This is a genomic window from Vibrio sp. ABH4_348, from assembly GCF_056159765.1.
On record NZ_JBSWVW010000002.1, the window covers coordinates 740,073 to 765,552 of the forward strand.

24 protein-coding genes are annotated in these 25,480 nt (G+C 42.5%); 13 read left to right on the forward strand and 11 right to left on the reverse strand.

What is annotated here, in order from left to right; translation table 11 throughout:
- Window positions 1-329 precede the first annotated feature (329 nt).
- The 4 genes from ACXAFJ_RS17135 to ACXAFJ_RS17150 all read left to right on the forward strand — a co-directional run bounded on the left by ACXAFJ_RS17135 (window position 330) and on the right by ACXAFJ_RS17150 (window position 2,552).
- The gene (locus ACXAFJ_RS17135) at window positions 330-758 is read left to right on the forward strand and encodes an N-acetyltransferase (protein ID WP_475325092.1); all 429 of its coding nucleotides are present in this window, start codon (window positions 330-332) and stop codon (window positions 756-758) included.
- Between the two features lie 170 nt (window positions 759-928).
- On the forward strand, window positions 929-1,327 hold the full coding sequence (locus tag ACXAFJ_RS17140; RefSeq protein ID WP_475325094.1) for a VOC family protein: 399 nt from the start codon (window positions 929-931) through the stop codon (window positions 1,325-1,327).
- A gap of 28 nt (window positions 1,328-1,355) precedes the next feature.
- On the forward strand, window positions 1,356-1,997 hold the full coding sequence (locus tag ACXAFJ_RS17145; RefSeq protein WP_475325095.1) for a glutathione S-transferase family protein: 642 nt from the start codon (window positions 1,356-1,358) through the stop codon (window positions 1,995-1,997).
- Between the two features lie 96 nt (window positions 1,998-2,093).
- Window positions 2,094-2,552, forward strand: coding sequence for a hypothetical protein (locus tag ACXAFJ_RS17150; protein ID WP_475325096.1), 459 nt, complete (start codon window positions 2,094-2,096; stop codon window positions 2,550-2,552).
- 63 nt (window positions 2,553-2,615) lie between these two features.
- Here ACXAFJ_RS17150 and ACXAFJ_RS17155 read toward each other — a convergent pair whose 3' ends face one another.
- From ACXAFJ_RS17155 to ACXAFJ_RS17180, 6 genes are all read right to left on the reverse strand, one after another.
- Complete coding sequence (locus ACXAFJ_RS17155) at window positions 2,616-3,374, reverse strand: BPL-N domain-containing protein (RefSeq protein WP_475325098.1); 759 nt, start codon at window positions 3,372-3,374, stop codon at window positions 2,616-2,618.
- 31 nt (window positions 3,375-3,405) lie between these two features.
- The gene (locus ACXAFJ_RS17160; RefSeq protein WP_475325099.1) at window positions 3,406-3,954 is read right to left on the reverse strand and encodes a biotin transporter BioY; all 549 of its coding nucleotides are present in this window, start codon (window positions 3,952-3,954) and stop codon (window positions 3,406-3,408) included.
- Window positions 3,955-4,569, reverse strand: coding sequence for an energy-coupling factor transporter transmembrane component T family protein (locus ACXAFJ_RS17165; protein WP_475325100.1), 615 nt, complete (start codon window positions 4,567-4,569; stop codon window positions 3,955-3,957). It lies immediately after the preceding gene.
- On the reverse strand, window positions 4,544-5,296 hold the full coding sequence (locus ACXAFJ_RS17170) for an energy-coupling factor ABC transporter ATP-binding protein (RefSeq protein WP_475325102.1): 753 nt from the start codon (window positions 5,294-5,296) through the stop codon (window positions 4,544-4,546). The genes ACXAFJ_RS17165 and ACXAFJ_RS17170 overlap by 26 nt, the downstream gene beginning before the upstream one ends.
- A gap of 172 nt (window positions 5,297-5,468) precedes the next feature.
- Window positions 5,469-5,948, reverse strand: a complete 480-nt coding sequence (locus tag ACXAFJ_RS17175; protein ID WP_475325103.1) for a peptide-methionine (S)-S-oxide reductase — start codon at window positions 5,946-5,948, stop codon at window positions 5,469-5,471.
- Between the two features lie 69 nt (window positions 5,949-6,017).
- The gene (locus tag ACXAFJ_RS17180; protein WP_475325105.1) at window positions 6,018-6,737 is read right to left on the reverse strand and encodes a hypothetical protein; all 720 of its coding nucleotides are present in this window, start codon (window positions 6,735-6,737) and stop codon (window positions 6,018-6,020) included.
- Between the two features lie 361 nt (window positions 6,738-7,098).
- Here ACXAFJ_RS17180 and ACXAFJ_RS17185 point away from each other — a divergent pair, with 361 nt between their 5' ends.
- The 6 genes from ACXAFJ_RS17185 (at window position 7,099) to ACXAFJ_RS17210 (ending at window position 17,266) form a co-directional block, all read left to right on the forward strand.
- On the forward strand, window positions 7,099-11,781 hold the full coding sequence (locus ACXAFJ_RS17185; protein ID WP_475325106.1) for an alpha-2-macroglobulin family protein: 4,683 nt from the start codon (window positions 7,099-7,101) through the stop codon (window positions 11,779-11,781).
- 9 nt (window positions 11,782-11,790) lie between these two features.
- Window positions 11,791-13,920: a penicillin-binding protein 1C gene (pbpC, locus tag ACXAFJ_RS17190; RefSeq protein ID WP_475325107.1), complete on the forward strand. Its 2,130-nt coding sequence runs from the start codon at window positions 11,791-11,793 to the stop codon at window positions 13,918-13,920.
- 255 nt (window positions 13,921-14,175) lie between these two features.
- Window positions 14,176-15,549, forward strand: coding sequence for a cysteine--tRNA ligase (cysS, locus tag ACXAFJ_RS17195; RefSeq protein WP_475325109.1), 1,374 nt, complete (start codon window positions 14,176-14,178; stop codon window positions 15,547-15,549).
- 186 nt (window positions 15,550-15,735) lie between these two features.
- Window positions 15,736-16,278 carry a hypothetical protein gene (locus tag ACXAFJ_RS17200; protein ID WP_475325110.1) on the forward strand — a complete coding sequence of 181 codons (543 nt, stop codon included), beginning with the start codon at window positions 15,736-15,738 and terminating at the stop codon, window positions 16,276-16,278.
- A 96-nt stretch (window positions 16,279-16,374) separates the two neighbouring features.
- Window positions 16,375-16,965 (forward strand): hypothetical protein, encoded by a 591-nt coding sequence (locus ACXAFJ_RS17205; RefSeq protein WP_475325111.1) that lies wholly within the window; start codon window positions 16,375-16,377, stop codon window positions 16,963-16,965.
- A gap of 58 nt (window positions 16,966-17,023) precedes the next feature.
- Window positions 17,024-17,266 carry a hypothetical protein gene (locus tag ACXAFJ_RS17210; protein ID WP_475325113.1) on the forward strand — a complete coding sequence of 81 codons (243 nt, stop codon included), beginning with the start codon at window positions 17,024-17,026 and terminating at the stop codon, window positions 17,264-17,266.
- Between the two features lie 361 nt (window positions 17,267-17,627).
- Here the strand turns inward: ACXAFJ_RS17210 and ACXAFJ_RS17215 are convergent, their stop codons facing one another.
- A complete protein-coding gene (locus tag ACXAFJ_RS17215) occupies window positions 17,628-18,587 on the reverse strand; it encodes an IS30 family transposase (protein WP_475324701.1) in 960 nt (319 codons plus the stop codon).
- Window positions 18,588-19,399: 812 nt separating this feature from the next.
- Complete coding sequence (hmuQ, locus tag ACXAFJ_RS17220) at window positions 19,400-19,702, reverse strand: heme-degrading protein HmuQ (RefSeq protein ID WP_475325114.1); 303 nt, start codon at window positions 19,700-19,702, stop codon at window positions 19,400-19,402.
- Window positions 19,703-20,090: 388 nt separating this feature from the next.
- Between hmuQ and ACXAFJ_RS17225 the strand changes: the two genes are divergently transcribed.
- The gene (locus ACXAFJ_RS17225) at window positions 20,091-21,098 is read left to right on the forward strand and encodes a nucleoside hydrolase (protein WP_475325115.1); all 1,008 of its coding nucleotides are present in this window, start codon (window positions 20,091-20,093) and stop codon (window positions 21,096-21,098) included.
- A 70-nt stretch (window positions 21,099-21,168) separates the two neighbouring features.
- Here the strand turns inward: ACXAFJ_RS17225 and ACXAFJ_RS17230 are convergent, their stop codons facing one another.
- Window positions 21,169-22,041 (reverse strand): LysR family transcriptional regulator, encoded by an 873-nt coding sequence (locus tag ACXAFJ_RS17230; RefSeq protein ID WP_475325117.1) that lies wholly within the window; start codon window positions 22,039-22,041, stop codon window positions 21,169-21,171.
- Window positions 22,042-22,138: 97 nt separating this feature from the next.
- Between ACXAFJ_RS17230 and ACXAFJ_RS17235 the strand changes: the two genes are divergently transcribed.
- On the forward strand, window positions 22,139-22,864 hold the full coding sequence (locus ACXAFJ_RS17235) for a sulfite exporter TauE/SafE family protein (RefSeq protein ID WP_475325118.1): 726 nt from the start codon (window positions 22,139-22,141) through the stop codon (window positions 22,862-22,864).
- 674 nt (window positions 22,865-23,538) lie between these two features.
- On the opposite strand, the gene ACXAFJ_RS17240 is transcribed toward ACXAFJ_RS17235, so the two are convergent.
- Together ACXAFJ_RS17240 and ACXAFJ_RS17245 are read right to left on the reverse strand one after the other, a co-directional pair.
- The gene (locus tag ACXAFJ_RS17240) at window positions 23,539-23,799 is read right to left on the reverse strand and encodes a cupin domain-containing protein (protein WP_475325119.1); all 261 of its coding nucleotides are present in this window, start codon (window positions 23,797-23,799) and stop codon (window positions 23,539-23,541) included.
- A 75-nt stretch (window positions 23,800-23,874) separates the two neighbouring features.
- Window positions 23,875-24,594: a glycosyltransferase family 2 protein gene (locus tag ACXAFJ_RS17245; RefSeq protein ID WP_475325121.1), complete on the reverse strand. Its 720-nt coding sequence runs from the start codon at window positions 24,592-24,594 to the stop codon at window positions 23,875-23,877.
- A gap of 316 nt (window positions 24,595-24,910) precedes the next feature.
- Here ACXAFJ_RS17245 and ACXAFJ_RS17250 point away from each other — a divergent pair, with 316 nt between their 5' ends.
- Complete coding sequence (locus ACXAFJ_RS17250; RefSeq protein WP_475325122.1) at window positions 24,911-25,474, forward strand: RBBP9/YdeN family alpha/beta hydrolase; 564 nt, start codon at window positions 24,911-24,913, stop codon at window positions 25,472-25,474.
- The last annotated feature ends 6 nt before the right edge of the window (window positions 25,475-25,480 follow it).

Genomic DNA, 25,480 nt, shown 5'->3' on the forward strand with positions numbered 1-25,480 from the left:
TTGATTAAACGACTGGCAGGTGTGTTGGCATTTGGACTTCGATATATACCCAAGTGACTTCAAGATGCAGAATTCAGAGCTACATATTCTGGTCCAGTTCAAGAAAGAGAACGCAGTGGAATGACAAGTCCTTTCCAAGTTTTTTGACGAAGAAATGGGACAGAATATGAGCTCCCAAGGGCGAGTTTAGCTGACCTTCATACTGCGTTATCGATTCTCGATGTAGAATGACTATAGCTTCAAACCAATTCCTTGTCTGAAGGTCAGTTAATTCTCGCTGAAACTCACATCTTGAGGTTACTTGGGTATAGCTGCCCAGGAGAAATGAAATGATTCGTTCCATTCACGATGGCGAGATAGATACTGTCGCAGATATTTGGCTACTCGCTTCCATTAACGCCCACCCATTTATTCCCGAAACGTTTTGGCGAGATAACCTCGATGACATGCGAAATCTCTATTTGCCGAACTGCCGAATCTGGGTTTACCAACAGCAGAGCAAAGTTATTGGTTTTATTAGTTACTTCGAAGGTAATTTACCGGCGATCTTCATACATCCAGACTATCAATCTAGGGGCGTAGGAAAACAATTGGTTGCGTTCCTTCAAAATCACTACAAGTCACTCAACCTAACGGTATACAAGAAAAACCCCAAGGCAATTGCGTTTTACCAGCGAATGGGCTTTGTACAGAAGCAAGAGCAGTGTTGCAGTCACACCGGAGAGCCCGAATTGATCATGGTCTGGGAGCGCGCCTAACTATTGATATCTAGTCGGAATTTACGGTTCGAATAGGTTTTGGTTCGAAACCAAGTTTCTTGGCTTGAAGGTAATTTACAATTCTATAAACTATTCGGCAAGCAGGTCGCTAAGCCGCTCAAATGTGGTACGAGCTTTGAACCTGTAAAATGGGAAAATGGGAAAAGAGAGTGCTTACGGGATTGAATCATATTACCTTGGCTGTGTCCGATGTGGGGCGTTCGTTTGATTTTTACGTCAACCTCTTAGGGTTCGTTCCGAAAGCAAGGTGGAGGTCTGGCGCCTACTTGGAATTCAATGAACTGTGGCTGTGCTTGTCACTCGATGAGCCGGATAAGAAAACAGACTATACCCACTATGCATTCAGCGTATCTAAACAAAATTTCCCAAAACTTTCTCAACACCTTGTTAATAACAATGTCGAAATCTGGAAGCTCAATTCCAGTGAGGGAGATTCTCTCTATTTTCTCGATCCTGATGGCCACAAACTCGAACTGCACTGTGGCGACTTAGCAAGCCGCTTGAAAAGCCTAGTTGATGAGCCTTACCAAGATTTAGAACTGTTTTAAACTCAGCGTAAAATAACAGGAAGTTGTCATGTACAAACTATTTTATTACCGCAGGAACGCCAGTTGGGCTCCTCATATGTTGCTTAAAGAATTGGGTTTAGATTACGAGCTGATTTTGGTAGATAGAGCCACAGAAGGACAAAAATCACCGGAATATTTGAAGTTAAATCCTACTGGACGTATACCGACTTTAATTGATGGTGAGCGAGTAATCGTAGAGAGTGCTGCAATTTGCCTACACCTTGCAGAAAAACATCCGGAAAATCCCATGTTACCGCCGATCGCTGATCCAAAACGAACCGAATTTTTCCAGTGGCTGTTTTATCTGACGACCAGTTTTCAGGCTGATCTAATGCCTTTCTTTTATCCGACCAGGTTCACAACTGTAGAAGAATCAGCACCTTCGGTTAGTGATAAAATGCAAGAACGCTTAGCAACAGTACTGGCCCATCTGGATGCCAATATTCTGGAAAAACCTTACTTGTTGGGGCAGCAGATTAGTATTCTGGATTTCTACATGTTCATGCTCTGTCATTGGGCAAGTGCATTAGACACCAAGCCAATGAGTTACCCTAATTTGGCGAAGTATTTATCTAATCTTGCGCAGCGTGAATCCATCAAACAAGTTGCTGAAATCGAAGGTACCGACTTGTCGATGTATCTGATCTAATTCGGCTTGATATGCGTATTAACACATATTTGGTTACGAAACACCGGTTGTATTGAAATAACGAGTCCATTTTACTGGTCGTTAAATAGATAGGTTATGAAGAGAGACTTTGCATTGAAAGCGACAATGTGGCTTGCAGCATTAATCACGGTTTGCGCTCCGCTGCATGCGAGTGAAACTGTAGATCCAGAGCAAGCGTGGCGAGACAAATACCAATCTTGCGTCGAAGGTAGGATGGTAAGTGATGAGATGTTTATGACCACTCACTGGTTTGATTCGCTGGGTATTAACGACAAGCATCGTGTTGCCAATTACGTCATTCAAATGCGCCTGTTCGATTGTTATGACGAGCAGGCATCCAATCTATTCAAAATGCTGGAAGAGACCAAAGACGAGCAGAGAATCGCTTATTATCGCAGTCTTCCTGCCATGTCCCCTCCACCAAAATCGGCCATGAGAGACTTTGATCAAGAACAGTTGGAGTTGTTGATCAGAATTCAACCTAAGCATCTAAATATACGGTACGTTAGTAAGCAATTAGGCCTAAATCTTTAGGCCTTTTATCGTATTGGAGTTAGCTAACCAAGGCTATTCATTCAGTCCGTGAAATGAACTGGGTTAATCGCTATCAGGACAAAGAATCGCTAGTATGGATTTCAGAGCATCGAATTCAAGCCTACGCTCTGTTGGTAATTCACGATAGTCTTGGTAATCATTACCGACAACATCAAACCGCATCAAATCAATTGCTTCGGAATCGTATTCTGGATGCACCGACGATAGCAGCCATTTTCCCCTACCAAATTCACCATGAATCATCGCTGGTGGCGCGCCATTAAGTTCAGTAAAACGAGCTAGAACCGAATATTCGGTTTCTTGGCCACTGACTTCGTTGTTGGCAACAAAGTGGCAACCACCTAGGTAAAGACTCGATGAGGCTTGTTGATTTAATTCAATCTCTACAATTCGAGCCTTAGTGAGGTTGTAGTTATCACCTTTACCGAAATCTTCAATTGGCCCAACAGCCGTCCCTTTGAAAAAGTCGAGTTGATTTGGGGTGATGATTTCAAATGGGGTGTCTTTAGCCCATTGCGTTTGCTCACAGGCGAGATACGCACCAGCACAGATACCCAAGTACGATCCACCGCCCGCGACAAAATCACGAATTGCTTGAAATCCTTCTCCGTTGAGTTTGTCGGACTTATAACGACTTGCGCCGCCAGGCATGACCAATAAGTCGACATCCTCATCGAGCGCGCCAGCGAGAATCTCATTAGCGTTGACAAAAAAGACGTTGTTTTTGCCACGAAGTTTGCCTAACGCATAATACAAAATATGGTTGTTAGACACGTTGTCCGTATAAATTAGAGTATTCACAATCGTGTTTGCTCCGTGGCAAAGAGGTGATTTATGCCGCTCGTGAAAGCAAGCTTGCTGGGCGTGCTTTAGCAATTGCAGACGTTAAGAAACCCGCTACGATAGCTTTGGCAATGTCACCCGGAATAAAGGCAGTCACCAAACCTGTCGCTTCAAGCAGTGTTTTTTCTAACACTATCGACATTCCAATAATACCGAAAACGTACATCACGATGATGCCACCGACGATAGATGCGACGGATGCCACTAAAGTAAGGTTTGCGCTGCGCCACTTCTCAACAATCAGACCGGTCACAAATGCAGCAATAGGCCAGCCAATTAAGAAGCCACCAGTTGCACCAAAGAATAGCGCAAAGCCACCGCGGCCACCTGCCAATAGCGGCAAGCCGATCGCAACAAGTAGAAGTAATAAAAGAACCGCAAGTCCACCGCGTTTAGCACCCAATATGGTGCCGCAAAGCATGATACCCAAGCTTTGCGCTGTGATTGGCACGCCAAAGCCTAAAGTGAAAGGTGGGATAATGCCCAGCCCAGCGATCAGTGCAGCAAATAGGGCAATATAGGCAATGTTCTTTTCCATTTATTTTTTCTCCAAAAAGTGAGTACCACCGCGCGCTTTTAACGCTTCGGCAACGTGGTCCGCATCGTCCAGTGCGACAACGGTAAAAGGAATAATGATTCGCCAGCCTGCGCGCTTTGTAGTGCGCGCTCGCCAAGCAAATGACAGGGTTTGACCTTTCGACATCAAAACCGGAGTCATTCGAATCACTAACGCAATCGCGAGTTCGAGTGCTCGCGTATTTAAGCCAAATCGTCGAAACGGTTTAGCGAGAAAATGAACCACATCCATCATGTCAGACAAACGGGTTGTCATGGTGACCAAGTTGGCCAGTCCAACAGCCGATATCATACGCACTACAACCAATCCACCGAGCTGATACTCACCCGTGTAACCATGCCAAATAGCCATGACCAAAACCACAGGCAACAGTACTTTGAGGTATTGAATACCTTGTTTAAAAAAGGTTTTTCCCGGAAGTGCGTACAAACATACCACTATGGCAAGAAAGCCAAAGTGGAAGTAGAGATTGTCGATAAAAAACAGCGTCAGGGTTGTTACGGCTAGGGCGATGAGCTTATAGCCGGCACGCCATGAGTGGGCTTTGGTCTCAATCGGAGAGGTTAGAGATATCATCACCTGCTCCTAGTGCTTGCATCTCAGCTAAATATTTGGGTAGCACAATAGGTACAGACCCAATTTCACGGACTTTGCCAGCGTCCAGCCATAACAGCTGTTGATACCCTTCGATGTCGCTTGGATCGTGGCTAATATGAATAAGGCTGCCATCGAATCCATCTAAATAGCGTTGTAATTGCATCTTAGTTGGAATGTCCAAGCCAGCGAACGGCTCATCCAAAATGATGAGCTTAGGTTTCATGGCGACAATTGCCATTAAACAGACTAGGTGTTTTTGACCTTGCGATAAGGCGGAGGTATGAATTTCAGCCCAATGTGTTTTGTTAAAGTCCGCTAGGACCTGCAGCGCGGAGTCATGGGCTTGTGACTTTGATTTACCAAGCTGTCTTAAGCCAAACGTGATTTCTTCAATTACGGTTGGAAAAATAATTTGATGGTCAGGGTTTTGGAATAAAATCCCGATTTCAGTCAGTGCTGACTTTCTATCTGAAAATGGGTCGATACCTTCAATGCTCACTTGGCCAGATTGCACTTCGATTAATCCAGCGAGCACACGTGATAGCGTTGATTTCCCCGAACCGTTCCGACCAATGATGCCTAGGCGCTTTACTTGCGTTGCAAAAGACAAATCATCCAATATGGTTTTGCCTTGAATCTGTAAGCACACACGATCGAGTTTTAGTTCGCTTCCAGCTTCATGGTCAGATTGGTTAGTCTCTTGCATGGTACTCACGTTTATTTAAGTAGAATTAAATCCAGCTCATTTATCTTCACAAAAACAGCTGAAAGGGCAAACAAGTAGCTCTCAACGTTGTGTGAACTAGTCTCAATGCGAGCGCATAGTAGCAAGATGCCCTAGGTGGGTAAACCACCAAAACTCTGTGGTAATGAAGTGCTTACACTTTGTATTTGTGGAGAAGTTCTGGTTGGATATGGCAGTAATCATCTGGGCAACGAGTCAATCTATCTTGGTGTTCATCATCGCTCGGTACGTAATTAGTCAATGGCAGTATCTCAAGCGTGATTTGGTCTCTGTCGCTTCTGTTATTAATAAACTGTTTGGCTTGCGCAAGATGCTGCGCATTATTGCTATAAAACCCTGTTCGGTATTTGGGCCCGATGTCATCCCCTTGTTTGTTCACACTGTAAGGGTCAATGATTTCAAATAGATGAGAAAGCAGTTGCACAACAGAGGTAAGTGACGGATCAAACTGAGTTTTTACGCATTCGGCATAACCATCATAGTCAGAAGCCGTAGTATTGGTGGTACCGTTTGCTCGCCCTGCTTGAGTAGATACAACACCGGGCAGATGGCGAACAAACTCTTGAACACCCCATAAACAGCCGCCAGCTAAATACACTTCTTCTGTTTTCATAACATCTCGCAAAAACAAAAAAGCCTACCGTGAAATCGATAGGCTGAAAAGAGCCGAGTAATGGAGCCGCTACAACTTATGAACTTGTTTGTTGTATTCGTTAGGAATGTCGAACACTTCTGTTAGCTGAGGGACACGCTCAAAGCTCTTTAGCTTAAACATCTGGCCGAATGTATCAGCATGATACTCATCAATGGCGTATATACCTTGTTGATTCAACACAGCTAAAATATCTAAATGGTAAAATGCTAACCCACCACCGATTGGCGGAACGGGTTTTACAAACCTCTGCGAAACGACCTTCTTGATCAGCTGCTTTTCTTTTTCAGTGATTGGATTAATAGTGTTGACGTAGGGTTTTACGCGCATCTCAGAACTAGGGTCTTCGTCGGAATGATACAGAACACCAGTATCTTTGAATGCCGGGATTTCTGAGATTTTCTGTTGCAGCATAAAGCGTTTGAATTCTTCATCTGTCCCGTTCCAATTCATATTCTGTTTAAACGTTCCTAATACATTGTCTTCATCTAAACCCATGGCGAGTTTGCGCCTATGATCAACGAAGTAGCTTACTGGTTCGTTCAATTTTACGACTTCACTACTATCAACTTGATCAGTCACCTTGATATCGAAACGTGTACCGAGCTCATTAATATAAAGCGTTGCTTCTCCATATTCATAGCCGCTGTGAAACAGGTCGTAAGAAAAAACCAATGTGTGTTTAGCCATGCTTGGCAGTGCAAACAGCAGTGCAGTTAGAGCGAATAGATGTCGAGAAATTTTTTTCATGGGTGTCTCTTATTTTTTAGGCTGATTTAAAATCGGACAATTGTGTCTCAAGCACGTCGACACTTCAGAGTTTGATCTATTTTATTAGACTAGTTTCACATGTAAGTGTATGTGGGACGGGTTACTGGTTGTTTGATGACTATGACGTGGTCATTCGTGGCAACAGCTCACACTATTATGACAACCCTCGAACAATAGCACTGTGTCAGAGTAATATAATTTCATCAAAATCAATAAATTATTGTTCGGTTGCGACTGTATAAGTTCAGTATCAAATGGTCTTAGGCTATGTAAGTAAAAGCTAGTCGCCGTTGCCTAAAGTTAGCGCGTAACCGCTTCAATCTGAGAAGGTATTTAAACAATGTTTCCCTTATCGAGAGTGATTTCCAGTGCCATGTTGTTTGCATTGATGGTCGTATTCTGTTGGCCAGTTAAGATATTAGCGGCGAGTGTTAGTCACGTATCGGAAGGGAAAATAAATGGTCAAACAAGCTTGGTGGTTAACTTAGATGGTAAGACTGAGCAAGCCTTTGATTTACCAGTGAGTAAAGATGACAAACCATTATTAAATGCCGAATGGCAGTTATCGAGTGACAGAACATATCAATATTTGCCTATTGAAAATAACGGTTTGGGCGAATTTAAAATCTCCTTGGCTAGCGTTAATCGTATTGGCTTGGAGCCGATTGAATCCGTGTTCATTCATGAGATGTCACCGTCGATACGAGTCTTAGGCAAGGGACCATTTTTAAATGCTAGTGGTGATCGAGCCATTCCAGTTGAAACAGTCAACGCTACAGGCATCTCTGTATCTCTTTTTAAAGTCGACAATCCTCACGAGCTTTTGGGCAGTTTTTATTACACCAACCGATTGAGCACGTGGAGTGCTCAGCAACTGCGTAAAAACTTCACGCATGTAGAAGAACTCAATTTTGCTACCCCTACCGCTCGCCCCAACGAGTCTAAAACAATTAATCTGACTTTGCCTAATCACCTCAAAAATGGCTGGTACGTTGTCGCGATTAAACCGGAAAACTCATTTGACTCGCCTGAGTTACTTCAACTTTTGTTGTCTGACCTAGGAGTACAAGCAAAAAGGTTTGAGAACCATTTGGCTTTTCATGTAGTTGATTTGAACGACAACTCTATGGTGGAAAATGGCGAAATAAAAGTGTACTCCGATGAGGGATTGAAAGCGACACACCCAATTCAAAATGGGTTTGCTCAGTTTGAATACGAAACACCAAAGCCAAATGACGTTTTCCACGTGATATCTGGTGACAAAGTGTCTGTCTTGCCGGCTAGAGAAATCCCGCTAGACTTGAGTGATTTCGATGTCGCAGGCCCGTCAGAAAACCGAGTTAAAGCACTGATTTTTTCTAACCGAGACTTATTTAAGCCGGGAGAGACAATCAAAAACAATGTCTTACTCAGGGATAGTGATGGTGACTTGACCGAGTTTCGTTCGGTGTACGCCGAGCTTATTAAGCCAAATGGTTCCACTTCCACATCCCAAACAGTCCGACAAACCTTGAGCGGCTTTTTTGAGGTCGAGTTTTTGATACCGCCTTCGGCAAACCTAGGTAAGTGGAAAATTCGGGTTAAGGCCAATCCTACTGCTAGTAAAAGCTTTGGTGAGTTCAGTTTGAATGTTGCTGAATTTGTTCCAGAGCGTATGGCGCTTGAACTTGAAGTACCAGACAGTCTCGCGGCTGGTTTGTCTTTACCTATCCAAGCGACTGGACGTTACTTATTCGGAAAAGAAGCCGGTGGTCATCGATTAACGATTCACCCTTCATTGAGATACCTGACCTCATTTCCAACTCAACATAGTGACTACTTTGTGGCGGAATCGAATTATTTTTCCTATGAAGATGTTCCCGAGTCAATTGATATCAAGCTTGATGCTACGGGGAAAGCGCAAGTCAAACTTGAGCCAATCAGCCCAGAAGAACTGACTGGTCCAGCATTACTGACTTTGAATAGCCAGCTGTTTGAAACGGGCGGTGGTGTCACGGCTCGTCAGCACTCATTGTTGATTTCGAATAACAACAGCGTCGTTGGCTTGAAACCGCTATCGACGCATTTTGAGTATTATCAGAACGCCGACTTTGATGTTGTTTTGCTGGATTCGATGGGAGAGAACTTGTTGTCGGGAACTGTCGATGTTCGGGTGGAAAGAAATCGTGGTGGCTATTATTGGGTATTCAACCAAAACTCGGGCTGGGAGTTAGAAAGAGACGATAACTGGCGTATTGTTGAAGATACAAGTTTAGCGCTCACTGGCAAGTCAGAAACACTGTCTTTTGCAACAGAGTGGGGGCAGTACCGTATCCGAGCAATATCTCCAGATGGCCAAAAAACTGAGTATTACTTTTACGTCGGCTGGCAGGATGGCGATGCGCAAGTACCGGCAAAACCTGATCAACTCACGGTTAGGTTAAACCAAAAAAGCTACCTTCCGGGAGAGGTTATTCAACTAGACGTCGAAAGTCCTGTTTCAGGCTTGCTCAATGTCGAGTTGGTTGCCGATAAAGTGTATAGCCAAACATCACTTTCTGTCGGTCAAACATCATCCGTGTCACTCCCGATTCCAGATGGTCTAAAACGCCACGATTTGTACGTGGTGGCAACGTTGACGAATACAGACCAATCCAGCACAAGACGCTTGTTATCGGTAACGCCGATTCGTCTTAATCGCGACGAACGAGAAGTGAAAGTTGAGTTGGAACTTCCCGATAAGCTTAAGCCGTTAACTCGTCAGGACATTGTAGTGAAAACTAACCTGCCACTCGATCACAATGGCTACGTGCTATTAACGATTGCAGACCAAGGGATCTTAAATCTGTCTAGGTATGCTGTCCCGAATCCGTTCGAGTGGTTTTATCGTCAGAAAAGGCTAAATCTAGACATATTGGATTTGTATTCAAGACAGTTCGAATCTCGCCCAAGCTCTTTTGTGAAGCATCGATATGGTGGAGATGGTGGGCTCGAAGATAATGCGTCTCGCGACAATCTTGTTGAGAGTAAAACCTTTAACCAAGTTCTTGCACCTATCCAGCTGGATGAGCAAGGCAATGCGGTTGTGACCATTGATGTGCCAGATTACAACGGTGAAGTGAAGCTTGTCGCCACGGTATTTGATGGCAATCGCTTTGGGTATGCAGTAGGTGAACTGCCAGTTTCAGCACCGATTGTTGCCGAGCTATCAATACCTAGGTTCTTTGCCTTGGAAAATCGCAGCCAAGTATACGTAGAAACGAGCAATCAAACCGAACAGGATCAAGTAGTGGCTTTGACTTTGTCATCCTCTAGAGAGCTTTCATTGGTTCAGCCCGAGAGAAAAACGATCACCCTTGAGCCAAATGAAACACAAGGGTTTGCCATTGATGTTCAAGTTGGAACGCAAACTGGAATGGCCGCTTTGTCACTTGAGATCGAGAGTGAACCCTATTCGGCGACTCGAAACTGGCACGTTCCGGTACGGAGCTCAGCACCGTTTATCACTAAATCGGATTCTAGAATCTTACAGCCGGGTGATTATGTAAAAATCAATCAGGCAACATGGGATGGAGTAACGGCGATTGACGAACAGAATAGCAAAATAATGTTCAGCCATAGCCCGTTAATCGATACTGACTCCTATATCCAAGGCTTATTTCACTATCCTTATGGATGCGTTGAACAAACGACAAGTAAAGCGTTTCCTTGGCTTCAAGGTTCATTAGTTGAGAGGGCTCATAAAGATAGGGCTCATAAAGATAGGGCTCATAAAGAAATAGCTGAACAGATTGGCTCAATGGAATCTGCCATACACAAAGCCGTCGCTAGACTAGCTCGTGCTCAACAATACGCAGGTGGATTTGGTTTGTGGGGGAGAGAATCCACCGAAGATTTATGGCTTACCACCTATGTGGCTGAGTTCTTACTAGAAGCAAGAAATGCTCATGCGAACGTAGTTCCAGAAGCCATGGTTAAATCCGCGGTGAATAGAATTAAAAACAGCCTATACGAACACAAAGATTTGCAACACAAAGCTTATGCTGCCTATGTGTTAGCAAAACAAGGGTTATTGTCTTATTCAGATGCAAAAAGCTATCTCAAAGCTTATTCACCAGAAGATTCACTAAACAATGTTTATTTAGGTGCGGCATTTTATCTGCTGGGTGATTTGAAAACAGCAAGTCGGTATGTTGAATCTGCACTAAAAAATATTGATTCAAACGTTATTACCAACTCTTACTATTACGACAGTCCGCTGTCAGGCTACGCGAAGATTATCAATATTGTCACCGAGCTTGAAAAGATAAGTACATTGAGCAAGGAACTCAAAACTCTGCGGGTAAAGGCAGCCAACCACCTTTTTACTCAATTCAATCAACGTCGCTACTTTAGTACTCAAGAGCGTTATGCGTTAGCGATGGCAGGTCTCAACCTGGAGGCGATAAACCGGCAACAAATCAGCGTCTTGGTTAACGATGCAGAACAGATATTAGACTCCCCTATGAGTATGAGATTGGGAGATGTATACAAGAACTCATCTTCTAATCCAGTTTACGTGACACAGACGATAAATGGGTTCGCAGATAGAGAGCGTATAAAGAGTACGACTCCATTTGAGTTGTTAAATCGAACATGGTTGACCAAAGAGGGTGAGCCGTTGGCTGAGAACTCGATAAGTGTCGGGGATACCTTAATCGTAGAGGTTGAGTTTAAGCTAAATGAGCCGATAAATAGAGCAATGCTGGTGGACTTTATCCCTAGCGGCTTCGTGATTGAAAACCCACAATTTTCAGGCTCTCAATCGCTTTTGGATTCGCATGGTTTTGCATCATCGAATGCTGAATTCGTGGAACATCGAAATGATAGGTTAGTTGTGGCAGCGGATTTCTCAGCGAATCAAACCTATCGATACTATTACGTTATTCGCGCTGAAACGCCCTCGAAGTCAACAATTCCAAGTATCTATATTGAAGATATGTACAATCCGGAACGTTTTGTACTCAGTGATAGTGCAGACCAATCTATTGATATTGTACGCTAGGAATCGCTGGTGATTCGCCGCTTTATATTGTGGTTGTTTTGGCTGACGTTCGGTCTGGTTGCGCTTTCCATTCCCAGCTGGAGTCTGTTAAACCACTACTTTCCATTGCCAGAACAACACGCTAAGCCGTATTCGGTTAGCGTTGTGGCGAGCAATGGTGAAGTATTGAGACAATTTGCCGACTCTCAAGGTGTATTTCGTACCGATGTGACGCCACAAGAGGTGTCAAAATTGTATCTTGATACCCTCTTAGCATACGAGGACAGGCGATTCTATCGGCATCATGGTGTGGATTGGTTAGCCTTAATTCGAGCGACATTCCAGCGACTGACGTATGGTGAAATTGTCTCGGGTGGTTCGACTATTACCATGCAAGTTGCGCGAATACTCTATCCGATGGAGAAAACCTATTCAGGTAAGTTGGTGCAGATTTATCGCGCGATGCAGTTGGAGAGCGTTTACAGTAAATCACAGTTACTGTCCCTATACCTGACCTATGTGCCTATGGGCGGGAATATCGAAGGTGTAGAAGCGGCGAGCCAAAGGTACCTAGGCAAATCTGCTTATAACTTAAATATTTCTGAAGCCGCACTTCTCGCGGTTATTCCTCAACGTCCTAGCTTTTATCGGCCGGACCGATTCCCTGAAAGAGCGCAAAAAGCACGAAACAAGGTACTGAGAAGACTAATAGCTCAGGGTTTGCTCACTAATGACAGTTATCAATTGTTAAAAGGGGAACCGGTCAAAGCGGGAAGAAGGGCTATTAATCGAAAAGTCCCATTGCTGGCAAGAGAGCTTAAACAACGATATCCGGGTCAAAATAGCATCGAGACATATATTAATGCCGATCTGCAGCGCAATCTGGATAGTACGATTCGATCTCGATTCGGATTGAAGCCTAATGGCCTTTCCGTGGCCGTTTTAGTGATGGAGAACGAAACCGGAAAAGTCATTGCGTACAAAGGCTCGCGTGACTTTGATGATTTCCGAAGCTATGGCCATATTGATATGACGAAAGCTGTTCGTTCACCGGGATCGACCCTTAAACCGTTTGTTTATGCAGCTGCTATCGAGCAAGGGCTTATTCATTCCAAAAGTTTACTGTTGGATATTCCATTACGCTTTGGTGATTATACCCCTCAAAACTTCGATAAATCCTTTAGCGGAGCGATTTCGGTATCCGAAGCACTGCAACGCTCTAAGAATATTGGTCCGGTGTTTCTGTTGGAAAAGATTGGTATTGAGCCATTTGTTCAAAAGATGGAGGTTTTAAACACGTCATTAAACCTGTCCGATTTGAATCTTAGTGTTGTGTTAGGTGGTGGAGGCTCAACATTGAGGTATTTGGTCACTTATTACAGTGCGTTTGCTCGACAAGGGGTGGCTATCAAACCTCGTTTCACTGTTAAAGATTCGAGACAAGAAGCGCATTTGATATCTGAGCCGAGTACATGGATTGTAAAGTCGATCCTAGAAACGCGCCCAGCAGATAGGCCTATTCTAAAATTCGGCAGACAAGTGGCATGGAAAACCGGTACTAGTTATGGGTTTCGTGATTCTTGGGCGATAGGAACGAGTCCAGACTACACGGTTGGAGTCTGGGTAGGGCGGCCTGATGGTTCTCCTTATGTCGGTCAAACTGGCGCGCTGACCGCATCGCCAATTCTATTTGATGTATTTGATTTATTGCCGAACGACAAAAAAGCACTGAACAAACCAGATTCAGTCGAATCTGTAGAAATCTGTTGGCCAAGTGGTCTTAATCATTTAGTCGTCCCAGAGAAAAAATGCTTGAGGAAACATACAGCATTGACTGTTGATGGCGTAACACCAAAAACGCTCAAAAAAACGACAACGGTGAGTGAAATCCACAATTGGCCTCAACAACTTCAAAATTGGCACCAAATTAGTTCTGACAAGGTGCAGTCTTTAGAGATTCTATTCCCTAAAGATGGCAGCTACATATATTCTTATCCGAACCAGATTTTAAAATTTAAAGCATCGATTAATGATGTACGTTGGTTCGTAAACGACATTCCGATTGACAGCTCGGCATCAGCGGGTTCACTCAAAGGTAGAAATACAATCAAAGCGTGTAAGTCAATTTATTGCCATCAAATTACTATTACGGTTCATTGATATAGGGTTCATGTATTTACAGCCGGGAAGTTAATTTTCTATGCGCCCTTGCATTTCAAATTCTGCTCACTTATGTTGTTGCTTATGAAAAGCGTATTCTTTACTTCAAACCTAGCTTGTTGTTGCTGTTGTCTTCCGACCTACGGCGGCGCTCGAGTACCTGATAGTTTGTGTTAGATAGCGCAAAAAACCTGAATTTTTAGGGCCGTAGATGATGACATCTACGGCCCTTTTTCGTTTTACAAGGAAAAGAAAATGACGACATCTGGATTACAAGTATTCAATACGCTTGATAGAACCCTCTCTACTTTTACACCAATAGAATCAAAAAAGGTTGGTTTGTACGCTTGTGGTCCAACAGTTTATGACTACGCCCACATTGGAAATCTGCGAACTTACCTTTTTGTTGATGTCCTGAGGCGTGTCTTTGAATTAAACGGCTATGACGTAAAACACGTCATGAATATTACTGATGTCGGTCATCTGGTTTCAGATGGTGATACCGGTGAAGACAAAATGGAAAAAGGCGCGCGTAAACAGCAAAAATCAGCGTGGGAAATTGCGACCTATTTTGAGCAAGCGTTTTTCCATGACCTTGCCAAACTTAACATTCAGCCTCCATCGGTTGTATGCCGAGCAACGGAACATATTCAAGAGCAAATTGACTTTGTGCTTGAGTTGGAACGGAATGGCTTCACTTACCAAACTTCTGATGGTGTGTATTTCGACACTGAAAAACTGCCTGATTATGGCAAGCTAGCGCGTCTAGACAAACAAGGCCTTGAAGCTGGAATCCGCGTGGACATGGCCGAGAAAAGAAATCCCACTGACTTTGCCTTGTGGAAGTTTAGCGGCTCTAGCCAGCGCCAGATGGAATGGCCTAGCCCTTGGGGTGTGGGCTTTCCCGGATGGCATATTGAGTGTTCGGCAATGGCAGAGAAGTATCTTGGCGAAACCTTTGATATTCACATTGGTGGTGAAGACCATATCCCGGTGCACCACACTAATGAAATTGCACAGTGTGAAGCAAAAAATGGCCGCATTCAGGCGAACTATTGGATGCACGGATATTTTTTGCAGCTCAATAAAGAGAAGATTTCGAAGTCTGGGGTATCTATGCGTTTAGATAGTCTGCTGGAAAAAGGTTATGACCCATTAGCTTATCGATACTTAACTCTGACCAGCCATTATCGAAGCCATCTAAGTTTCACTTGGGAGGGGTTAAGTGGCGCGCAAACTGCACTTCGTCGTTTGAAAAAGAGGATAGCACTACTACCAGATGGCGGTGAAGTTGATAACCAGTACCAAGAGGAATTCTTAGGACACATCAATCGGGATATTAACATGCCCAAAGCGCTGGCATTGGTTTGGATACTACTCGACAGCGATGTGCCCTCTGCCAATAAAAAAGCCACCTTGCTTTGGTTTGATCAGGTGTTTGCACTTGAACTAGACAAAGAAGCGCTAGAAGAGCAAATACCAGAGCAAATAGTTAAGCTGGCCGAGCAGCGCTTAATTGAAAAACAGGCACGCCGCTTCAGTGAGGCCGACCAACTAAGAGATCAGATTGTAGACGCGGGATATCAGGTTCACGATTCCGGCGACAGTTTTACGTTGTCTAAAATTTAGTGACACAAACCGAGCCTCCTTTTTGGAGGCTTTTTTAGTTAGTTCATTGTCAAAGTTTTGTTTGTTATACCTATTTTTGGAAAAGTGCTTTGCTGAAGTGAGACGCCTAACAGTTAACCTAAAAGTTAAAAGTGGTAGTTTAAAAAACACACTAATAGGCTTTCCTGATGCAAAGAAATTTCTAAAATGACACAAAAAATCGCGATGATTTATAACAACTATCTTTCCGAAAATGGAGAGCTAGTAACAGCGAGAGATTTTGGAATGGTTTCTTGGGAAGAAAGCAGACGTGACAAATGCAAATTGAAACCTTACCCCTATAGTAAGCCTTTGGGTGTATTTTGGATATTAGATGATTTTAGGCCGATAAATTTTGATCCGAGCTTATTCCATAATGTTTCGATACATGTACTCGACGATAGAAGTGGCGTATTAGTTATTCATAATGTTGATGATGACGTTGTGGAGCACGAGTTTTTGCCTCCTCCTAACAATGCTGCAATTTATAATGCTGATGGGTCTTTGCGATTTATATTGCAAAATCCGCTCACTAAAACTCCTGGTGAGCTTAATTTTTTTAGAGCTGACGACGTCAAAAATGAGCAAGGAAAATATGGTTTGGGCATTTGTATCGCAGTGGCAAATGGGCAAGGTATAGAGTCATTTTTAGTGGATGGAACGACACCGGATCTTACGTCAGTGATGCGGTTTTCAAAACCCAATAGATGAGGCATTGAATTAATTTTTATTCTTGGTGGTGTAAACTAACAAAGTTGATTGTTATATAGGGATTTTTTAATTTTCGGTATTAATTTGAGTCGTGATATGAATAAAAGACAGTTCAACCAGTTGTTCGAGTATCACTTCGCTAAGGAAAAAAACGTTGATGGTGACGCCTGTTATAGATTGGAAAATGATGGGAAAGGCACAGGAAGCTTTGTTACAAGACTACTAAGAAGGCCACCAACACAGATTGTAGAAATTAATTTGTACTATACACAAAAATGGTATTGCGATTTAGCAATAGAAATTTCGGGCGGACTATATGGAGGCTCGTTGTTAGGTACGCAAATACATATAAGACCTCACAATGGAATAATCGAAGCAAAACAAGTGAAGGAAGCAATAGAGGACATTTTTGCTTGGCACAATAAAATAGGGAATGACAAGTTTACTTCTGAAAGACTCAACTTTATATACAACTATGATGGCCAACTTTTTGCGAGCGCAATCGCGGACTACTACCTATGTTGTGTGGTGAAAGGAAACCTTGAGCCAATAGAATTGGAGCTAAAAGCGCAAAAAGATGGTACAACCAAAGTTCCGCCACTGTTCAACATTACATTTTTCGAAAATGCACTTAGGGTTGCAAAAGAGTACCAATCAGGTCTTCGAGTTTGTCCAGTAGATTTTTGACTGAATGGATTGAGTACGAATATTCAATAGATTTCCATATATATCAATGGTTTAAAATATGACGGACAACGAAAACTCTATGATAGATGAAAAGCTTCTCGATAAAGTTAAAGAAATACTTAATCAATCTGAATATCAAGGTGATTTTGGTGACTTAATTTTGGATGAAGAATTAATACTGTCCGGGGTAAATGAAGGTAATAAGAATTCGATCCCTAAAGAATATGTAGAGTTTATACAGCTGGCAGGATTTGGTGAATTTAGATGCAAGTTTCTTTATTTAGGATGGGCCAGTTCATAGTTGGGTAATTTTTGATAAGAGTGAAAAATTAAAAAGTCTTTATATATTCGCGTCAGATCAAAGTGAAATTAGTTATGATTTTGATACGAAATAAAATGGGGAAATCGTAGAAATTGATTCTTCCGGAAATACTCATAGGATTGAAAAAGAGAATTCAATGATTTTATGAATTTTAATTTGGAAGAGACAATAAATATGAATCAAATTAGAGAAAGTATGCAATTAAAGGGATAAAATTAAATTGGTTACAAATACAAAACCATTTACCTATAGTTAAATCCACTCATCTATATTTGATGACTAGAGTTATGAGCTCGACTAGGGAGGGGGGAAGCCTGATATCAAGTTTGAAGTGCAACATTTATCTGTAGTAACCAACAAAGCATTCCTCTGGTGTTTTAAAGCCTAGCCGTTTCCTAGGACGTGTGTTCAATCGCTTAGCAATGGCATTGCATTTAGCCTGTGTTAACGACGCCATTGATGTGCCTTTAGGGAGATACTGACGTATTAATCCATTGGTATTTTCATTCGTCCCTCGCTCCCATGAGTGGTGAGGAGTGGCAAAGTAGAAGCGTGTTTCGGTCGCTTCTTCAATTTCTTTGTATTGATTAAACTCAGTACCGTTATCAGCTGTAATAGAAGTAAATAGTCCATCAAATTTGCTCATAATTTTAATGGTTCTCCGGTTGAGAGATTCGGTGGTTCTATTATTCAGTTGGCCTATCAGGGTATAACCAGTTTTCCGCTCAACCAGAGTGACAATACAATGTTTAGAGCCAGCACCCATGACCGTATCGATTTCCCAGTGACCACGTGTTTTTCGGATTTCAACGGAAGCCGGCCGTTCGGATATGTGGCGTTTTGAAGCAACACGACCACGGCTGTCGTAGGCCCCGTAACGCTTCCGACGTTTCTTATTCGATTGCCTGAGGTGTTGCCATAACTGGCCTCCATTAGCTTTATCTCTCCAGACATACTGGTAAATAGATTCGTGACTTATCGTTAATTTACCGGTGGTTTTGAGATGGCCGACAATCTGCTCAGGGCTCCAGTCTTTAACCAGCAACTGCTTAACTTGATTGAATTGCTCTGGTGTGATGCGTTTGTTTCGCCTTGAACAACTTCTTCGCCGAATGGACCGACTCTGGGCTTTGCTAGGCCGATAGGCTTTATCAATTTTGCATGAGTTACGAATGATTTCTCGGGAGATCGTGCTCCGATGTCTTCCGAGGGCATGAGCAATTTGAGCTTGGTTATAACCTTGCTTTCTGAGCATAGAAAGCATATACCTTTCATTCTCAGTGAGCTGTTTGTATTTCATGTATTTTTTCTTCTTGGCGGGAGGAAAACACAAGAATTATGACAGCTCACTGTTTTAAATTTTAGTGTTGCACTTAGTATATGAATCCAAGGATCTATACATCCCTGTTAAGGTGACGGTTATAGGTGTGAGAGAGTCTCTAATTTATAAAAAAATACCTCTTGATTTTTTCGATAGGATTAGTGGAGAACCAATATGGCTTCTAGATGCAAAAGGTCACAGTCCCATTGTTTTTCGAGGGGGAAAAGTAATTGTAAATCATACATCATATAAATCTAAGGGTCAGAGTTAATTGACTTCAAGTATAAAACCAGGTGTCTCTGGTAAGATCCAATAAGCAGACACTATCATAGCACGATTTCCTCGTTTGAATCTTCCCGGTAATCTGCAGCATGTGGTTGAGCTGGTAGATTACCGCCAAGTTAGTTATATCGGTGGGCAAGGTCACGCTGTTTATTTAGGTTTAAGTAAGGTTTGTTTAAACAAGGACAGCCACGCCAAAGTAGTTTCAACGTATTACTAATGGTGTAGACAATGTGTCTGATGGATGATTGAGGTGGCTGATGATGAAATTCCGAGAGTGTTAACTTATTCTAGAGACAGCGAGATAGTCTTTTCTGATTCTCCAACAGGTTGGCCACCCGCAGCCATCTTTGAACTACTCAGAGATAAAAGAAACTTGAAGGAAGTTACTTGGCGGTAGCTTGGATTGGCAATGGTGAATACAGGCTGAGTGTAAAATAGCAAATTAAGCGGCTACTCAGTCGGATGATGATTTAGCTAGTACTCTGACAACCCTACAAGTACCTTCCTTATATCACTACGTTAAAGCATTCTAAGTTCGGTCGGCCAGCGTGCAAGTCTCTGGTTTGTGATGCACCTGAATGAGCCTTTTTAAATGCTTCAGATTTTGTCCAGTTCACGAAAGCGTCTTTCGACTCCCAAGTCGCATGGGAAGAGATTAATGTGTATTCATCAGTGCTTTCGCCCTGCAGAAGGTGAAAGCTTACAAACCCCGGAACTTCTTCTAAGTAAGAGTCTCGATTCTTCCAAATATCGATAAATTCTTGTTCACAGCCAAGTTTAATTTTGAAGCGATTCATTGCGATATACATAGTGTTAGCTCCTAAAGGTTTGTGACTAGTTGAGTAAGAGTAGTAGAGTAAACTACCCAGTTTTATTAATTAACTCAATATCATTATGGGGTTACATTTAACTCGAAACGAGTCGCTTAAAACTGAATGCAATCAGCTCATGTCGTTACCAAGGACGATGTCCTTTTCAAATATTCATTCATTTGGCTAATATAATGTTACCTCAATCACACGGCTTAGGTTGGCGTTTCATTGTTTCCAACAAATTCTGTTAACTTTCCTGTAACACGGCTCTCGATTGTTAAAACAATTACTCCCATATCCTCTTTAGCGGCAACCCAAGCAGTTCAGTGAGTTTACGGTGAATTTTTAGAGCCTTTAGTAAGCTTGAAGATTAGAAGGACCCATGATGCAACAACCGCGTAGGAAAGTGATAATCGACTCTGATATGGGGTGGGATGATTGCTTATCGATCTTGTATTTAATGAAACATCCAGATATCGATGTTTTAGCGATTACAGTTTCGGGATGTGGTGAAACAGATCTACCTTGCGGGGTTCAAATAGCCAAAACATTACTTGGGCTTAGCCAAAATACCAAGGCACGGGTAGGCGCTGGTGCAAGTGTTCCAATCAAGTACGACCATAAGTTTCCGCAGCCCTTTAAAAACGATATGAACGATATGATGGGGCTACTTAGCTCTGTTACAACTCTGCGTGACGTTGAAACTGATCCTCGCCCTGCATGGCAGCTAATGGGGGATCTAGTCGAAGAAAGCGATGACCAGATAACGATCTTATCTCTTGGTGGGTTTACTAATATTGCAAAAATGGTCGAGTTCTATTCTGAAGAACGGCTAAAAAACGTTGACGGCATAGTGGCTATGGCGGGTGCAGTATACGTAGATGGTAACGTAGCTCATCTCAACAACGCTAAGCCGGAGTGGGAGCAAGGCTCAATCTATGCAACGAATTATTCAGTTGAGTGGAATATCTACATAGACCCTGTTGCTACTCATATCGTATTTCAATCTAGTCTACCTATCTGCTTAGTACCGTTAGATGCATGTAACCATGTTTTACTGAACGATTCCTATCCAGATAAGCTTAGTTACTGCGATCCAATCACTGCCTTGGCAAGAGGTATTTTTCAACAAAAGATGGGCCAATGTAACGAGGGAATGCCAGTTCCTGTCTTTGACTTGTTGGCGGCTTGTATTGCGTCTGAATCACTTGCTCAAATTCATTCTCAGCTAGAATTTTTGTCTGTTGAGCTAACGGAAACTGAGCACGACAACCAGTGTGGTAAAACCAAGATAGAGAAATCAGGTCCTAAACAGATTGAAGTGGTTCATGGTGTCTCAGAGCGAGAGTTTAAAAGTCACTACCTAGAAGTCATGAACAGGAGCATTTTATGATCGGTCGAGAATGCGCACAGTGTTTTAGAAAGTATTTACGCTTAATATACTCTTCCAATTAGATTTATACCTAATCGGTAAACTGCTGCCAAAACTCTTTGGCTAGTTGACTTAACGGCTGATCTTTCAAGCGAATTAAGTAAATGGGTACATGGCTTTGCGAGTTGAAATTTTCAACTTGAATCGGGATCAGCGTACGTTCTTGTAGCTGGTGTTCGATGATATGCTCAGGTATTCGAGCCCAGCCCATTCCTGCTAACAGCAGGGATTTCTTCATCTGGTAGTCATTTACATACCAACGTTGCCCTCCGACTAGGACATTAACATGATCAAAGGGCGCAACTGATCCTGTATCGGAAATCAGGATGTGGGGCAACTTTCGCAATATCTTTTGCGTTACTTCTTTTTCAAGATCAACATTCAAATAGTTGGGAGCGACTACCGTCATCATTTTTATACGAGAAATCTCAACAAATTCGTATCTGTCATCCATCCCGAGGTGAGGTCCCATCGCCAGCTCGGCTTTTTCAACAAGTAACTGCTCAAGCACCCCAGATAAATGTTCTGTCGTGATGTTAAGCCGCATATTTGGGTGCTCAACACTGAACTGCTTTATTTTTTCAAGTCCCGGAGGAGATGCACACATTGCGCTGATAGATAATGACAGCGTTGGCGCTTCTCCTTTTGCCAACTGGTGGCCTAACATCTCTAGTTCACCAGCTTGAGTAAGAACTTGTTTTGCCTGCCGATAAAATGCTTTGCCTGCTTCGGTGAGAGTAGGCCGGTAGCTATTTCGATCAAATAATTGAATGTCGAATTGTTCTTCCAGTGAACGAACGGAAGAACTGATGGTTGGCTGTGTTTTGAACAACATTTCTGCTGCTGAACGGAAACTTCCATTTTCGACAACCGCAACAAAAGCGCGAATTTGATCATGAGTCATGATAGTTATTTCCTTTCATGATAAAAGAAAAACGCAATTATTTTACTATCAAAATTGCAGATACCATAGCCATATTGTTGTAAAAGAGAGCGTGCCTATGGATAACACATTATTAATTGTACTTTTGGCTGGTTTGGTCACTGGTTTCTCAAAATTTTCTATCGGCGGTATGGGGTTACTCATCTTACCGATTTTGATGATTGCATTTCCCGGACCAGAGGCATTAGGGGTTATTCTGCCGATTTACTTCATCACAGACCTATTGGCGGTAATCAGCTATCGAAAAAATATTTCATGGAAGGTGGTTAAACACGTTTTACCGCTAGGAACGGTGGGTGTTGTACTTGGTGGATTGATGATAACAAGCATGAACGCCGAGCAGTTTACCCTTTTTTTAGGTGGTACCATTGTGCTGATGCTTTTGCTCGGCGTATGGCTGGAAAAATACCCTGCAAACTTTATGAAAAGCAGACTGTCAGGGAATGTAATGGGGCTAATCGCTGGCTTTGTCAGCATGACATCTAACGCAGCGGGTCCACTATTTAGCCTTTATTTAATGGAACAGAAAATATCAAAAGAATCCTACGTAAGTACAAGGGCTTGGATTTTCTTCCTGATTAATATTGCCAAAATTCCGATGATGATTAGTACAGGGTTACTAACTTGGGAAAGTAGTGTGGTAAGTTTGCAAGCGATACCCGGTTTGCTTCTAGGTGCGATAATCGGTCACTACCTACTGAAAAAGCTTAAACCACAGCAGTTTGTTTGGCTTATCCGCGCTGTTGCGACTATGGCAGCTGTTAAGTTATTTGTTGTCGGCTAAACAAGTTTACTTACATGTCTCAATATCAAAGCTTTGATAAATTGAAAGCGTTAGCCGCAAGATCACTTGCCGCTAACGTTAAAAAAATTTGGATTTATTGAGAGAATCTAAGAAGTTAGCTTGTAGTAAATCATCTCGAAATTTTGCACCGTATCTTGAAAGGTGAAGGTCAATAGACAAAAGACAAACCCCAGTAGCATCAGATGGCGGTTGTCTTTTTGGTATCCGAATCCGGTGCAAACCAGTGCCAGAATTAAACTCAGTAATTCAAAGTAGATCATCAATATTTAACTTTCTGGTAGTTAGGGGGGAGTAAAAAACTAAAAAAGTCCTTTAATCTGAGTCAACTGAATTCACAGTTGTTTTCTGAATAATTGTATTTCCCGCCGTTATCAAGGCAACGGTCAACGTCAACAAATTCAGAAAAGTGTTTTATTGAAAACCAAGCAAGAGCTAGAAAAATTAACCATAGACATCTTCGAAAGAGCGTTGATTTTTTGTCTTTTTTTGATCTTTGGCTGAGAAACTGACCAAACAAGGTGTAGAGCTTTCGAGCAAGTGTTTTCATTCAATTGACCATTATTTGAATCACAATGAAACCTGAATGACTAACAATTCGATGTTGTGTTGTGAGTTGTTTACAAGAGCGTGTTCACCAAAAGGTTGATTCAATATCATGTCGCCTTTTTGATTGAGACTGTCTTGCCGTTTAATGTCATTTCACCAGAGCCTTCCAATACCACATACATTTCCTCGTTGTTTCCGTGCTTGTGATTACCAACGGTGGAATTTGGCGGGATCGTTACTCTGTCAATAAAATCGATGTCGCTTTTAAAGTCGTTTGAACCCCAGATTTCATACAAATCATATTTTCCTAGACCATCGTGTGAGCCTTCACATGTTTGACTTGGAGTATCCAAAAAATTTTTAATCATACTGCCTACTACTGATCTTAAATTAGAAGGGTTGTTTACTGGAAATCGCTTAATTTTCGAGTGTTCTCATCATCACTAGCGCTTTACATCATACCAATGTTTATCTAGATACTTACGATCTTTACCCGAAATTGCTCGTTTTACTTGAAAGGGGTTTCCGAATATTCGAATGAAATGCCAATCGCCAAACTCATCGAATTTCCGGCAAGATGTTGTGACAGTCTCGGAAGAAATAATGGTATGACGTCTACCACTTTTTCGCCCATGTGCTTTTAGTCTGTGAAGAAAATCAACGTCCTCAGCTATATGAAGAGATTCATCAAAACCGCCAATGGCTTCGAAATCCGATTTTTTGAACCAATACATACCAAAAGACAACCCAAGGAAAAAAGCGGGCAGCAACATCATTCCATAGCCAGCAGCAATTCCGGGAGACAAACGCTCCGGTTTAATTTTGATTCCACCACCTAGGGCGTTGGGGTTTTTAGAGAATTTCACTATTTCTGCTAATACCCCTTTCGACATCCAACTATCGGCATCAATAGTGACAATCCAATCTGATGTGGCCTGAGCGACACCAGCATTTCTTATTTCAGATAGGTTTTTAGATTCGTTATTAACTAATTTCGCACCGTATGTTTTTGCGATGTCGGCTGTACCGTCTGTGCATCGATTCAACACCACAATAATCTCAACTTGCAGTTCCTTAGGGGAGTGTTGCTCTGCTATTGAGGTGAGACATCGAGCAATGTATTTCTCTTCATTATGAGCTGGAATGACAACGCTGATTTTCACAATGGTTACCTATCGATGAATGCCTGATTTACGTTTCTTTAATTGACGTTTAAAGACGCTTTCCCATTCTGACTGCAAGGGATTCCGAAATTGGAATTTTGGGCTGTTACTGACTTTTATATCATGTATTTGTCGGCTTGAGAGGTCCTTTTTTTTGAATATCTTACCAACGTATATGTTCGTCTCTCACTTATCGACGTTGGTCCTATTAAAAACTTGTCGTTTAGCATCAAAAATGTCGGTCTCATGGTTGTTGGATGCCAGTCATGTTATAACGTTCATATTCTCATAAAGCCCTAATTTTCAAGGAACTGACATGGCGACAATTATTCTCTCTCCCGGTTATACCAATGCTGGACCAGAGCATTGGATGACGTTTATCGAGCGAAAACATCAAAACGTTATTCGTGTAGAGCAAAAGGATTGGGAATGCCCAGATCGTGAAGAGTGGATAGCTGGTTTAGAGCGTTGTGTTTCTTCGGTTGAAGGCGACATTGTGCTTGTTGGACATAGCTGTGGGGCGAATGTGATAGCTCAGTGGACTGAAAAACATGACAGTACTCGGGTCAAAGCTGCTTTTCTTGTCGCTCCCGCTGATATTGATGCGCCAAGTGCTGTAGCTGAAATTCAAGTTCAGCGACCTATGGCAACTCACAAGCTGCCGTTCAAGTCATTAGTTGTGTGTAGCGATAATGATGAACATGCGTCTTTGTCTCGAAGTAAGGAAATCGCCAACCAGTGGGGCTCCAACCTCCTTGTAAAAAAGGGCGCCAGCCATTTTCATACCGAAGCAGGATTCGGTGATTGGCTGGAAGGCGAAGCGTTGATCAATCAGTTAGTCGGAAGACAGGTATTGGTGCCCATGTTAGTAGAATCGTAATTGGGT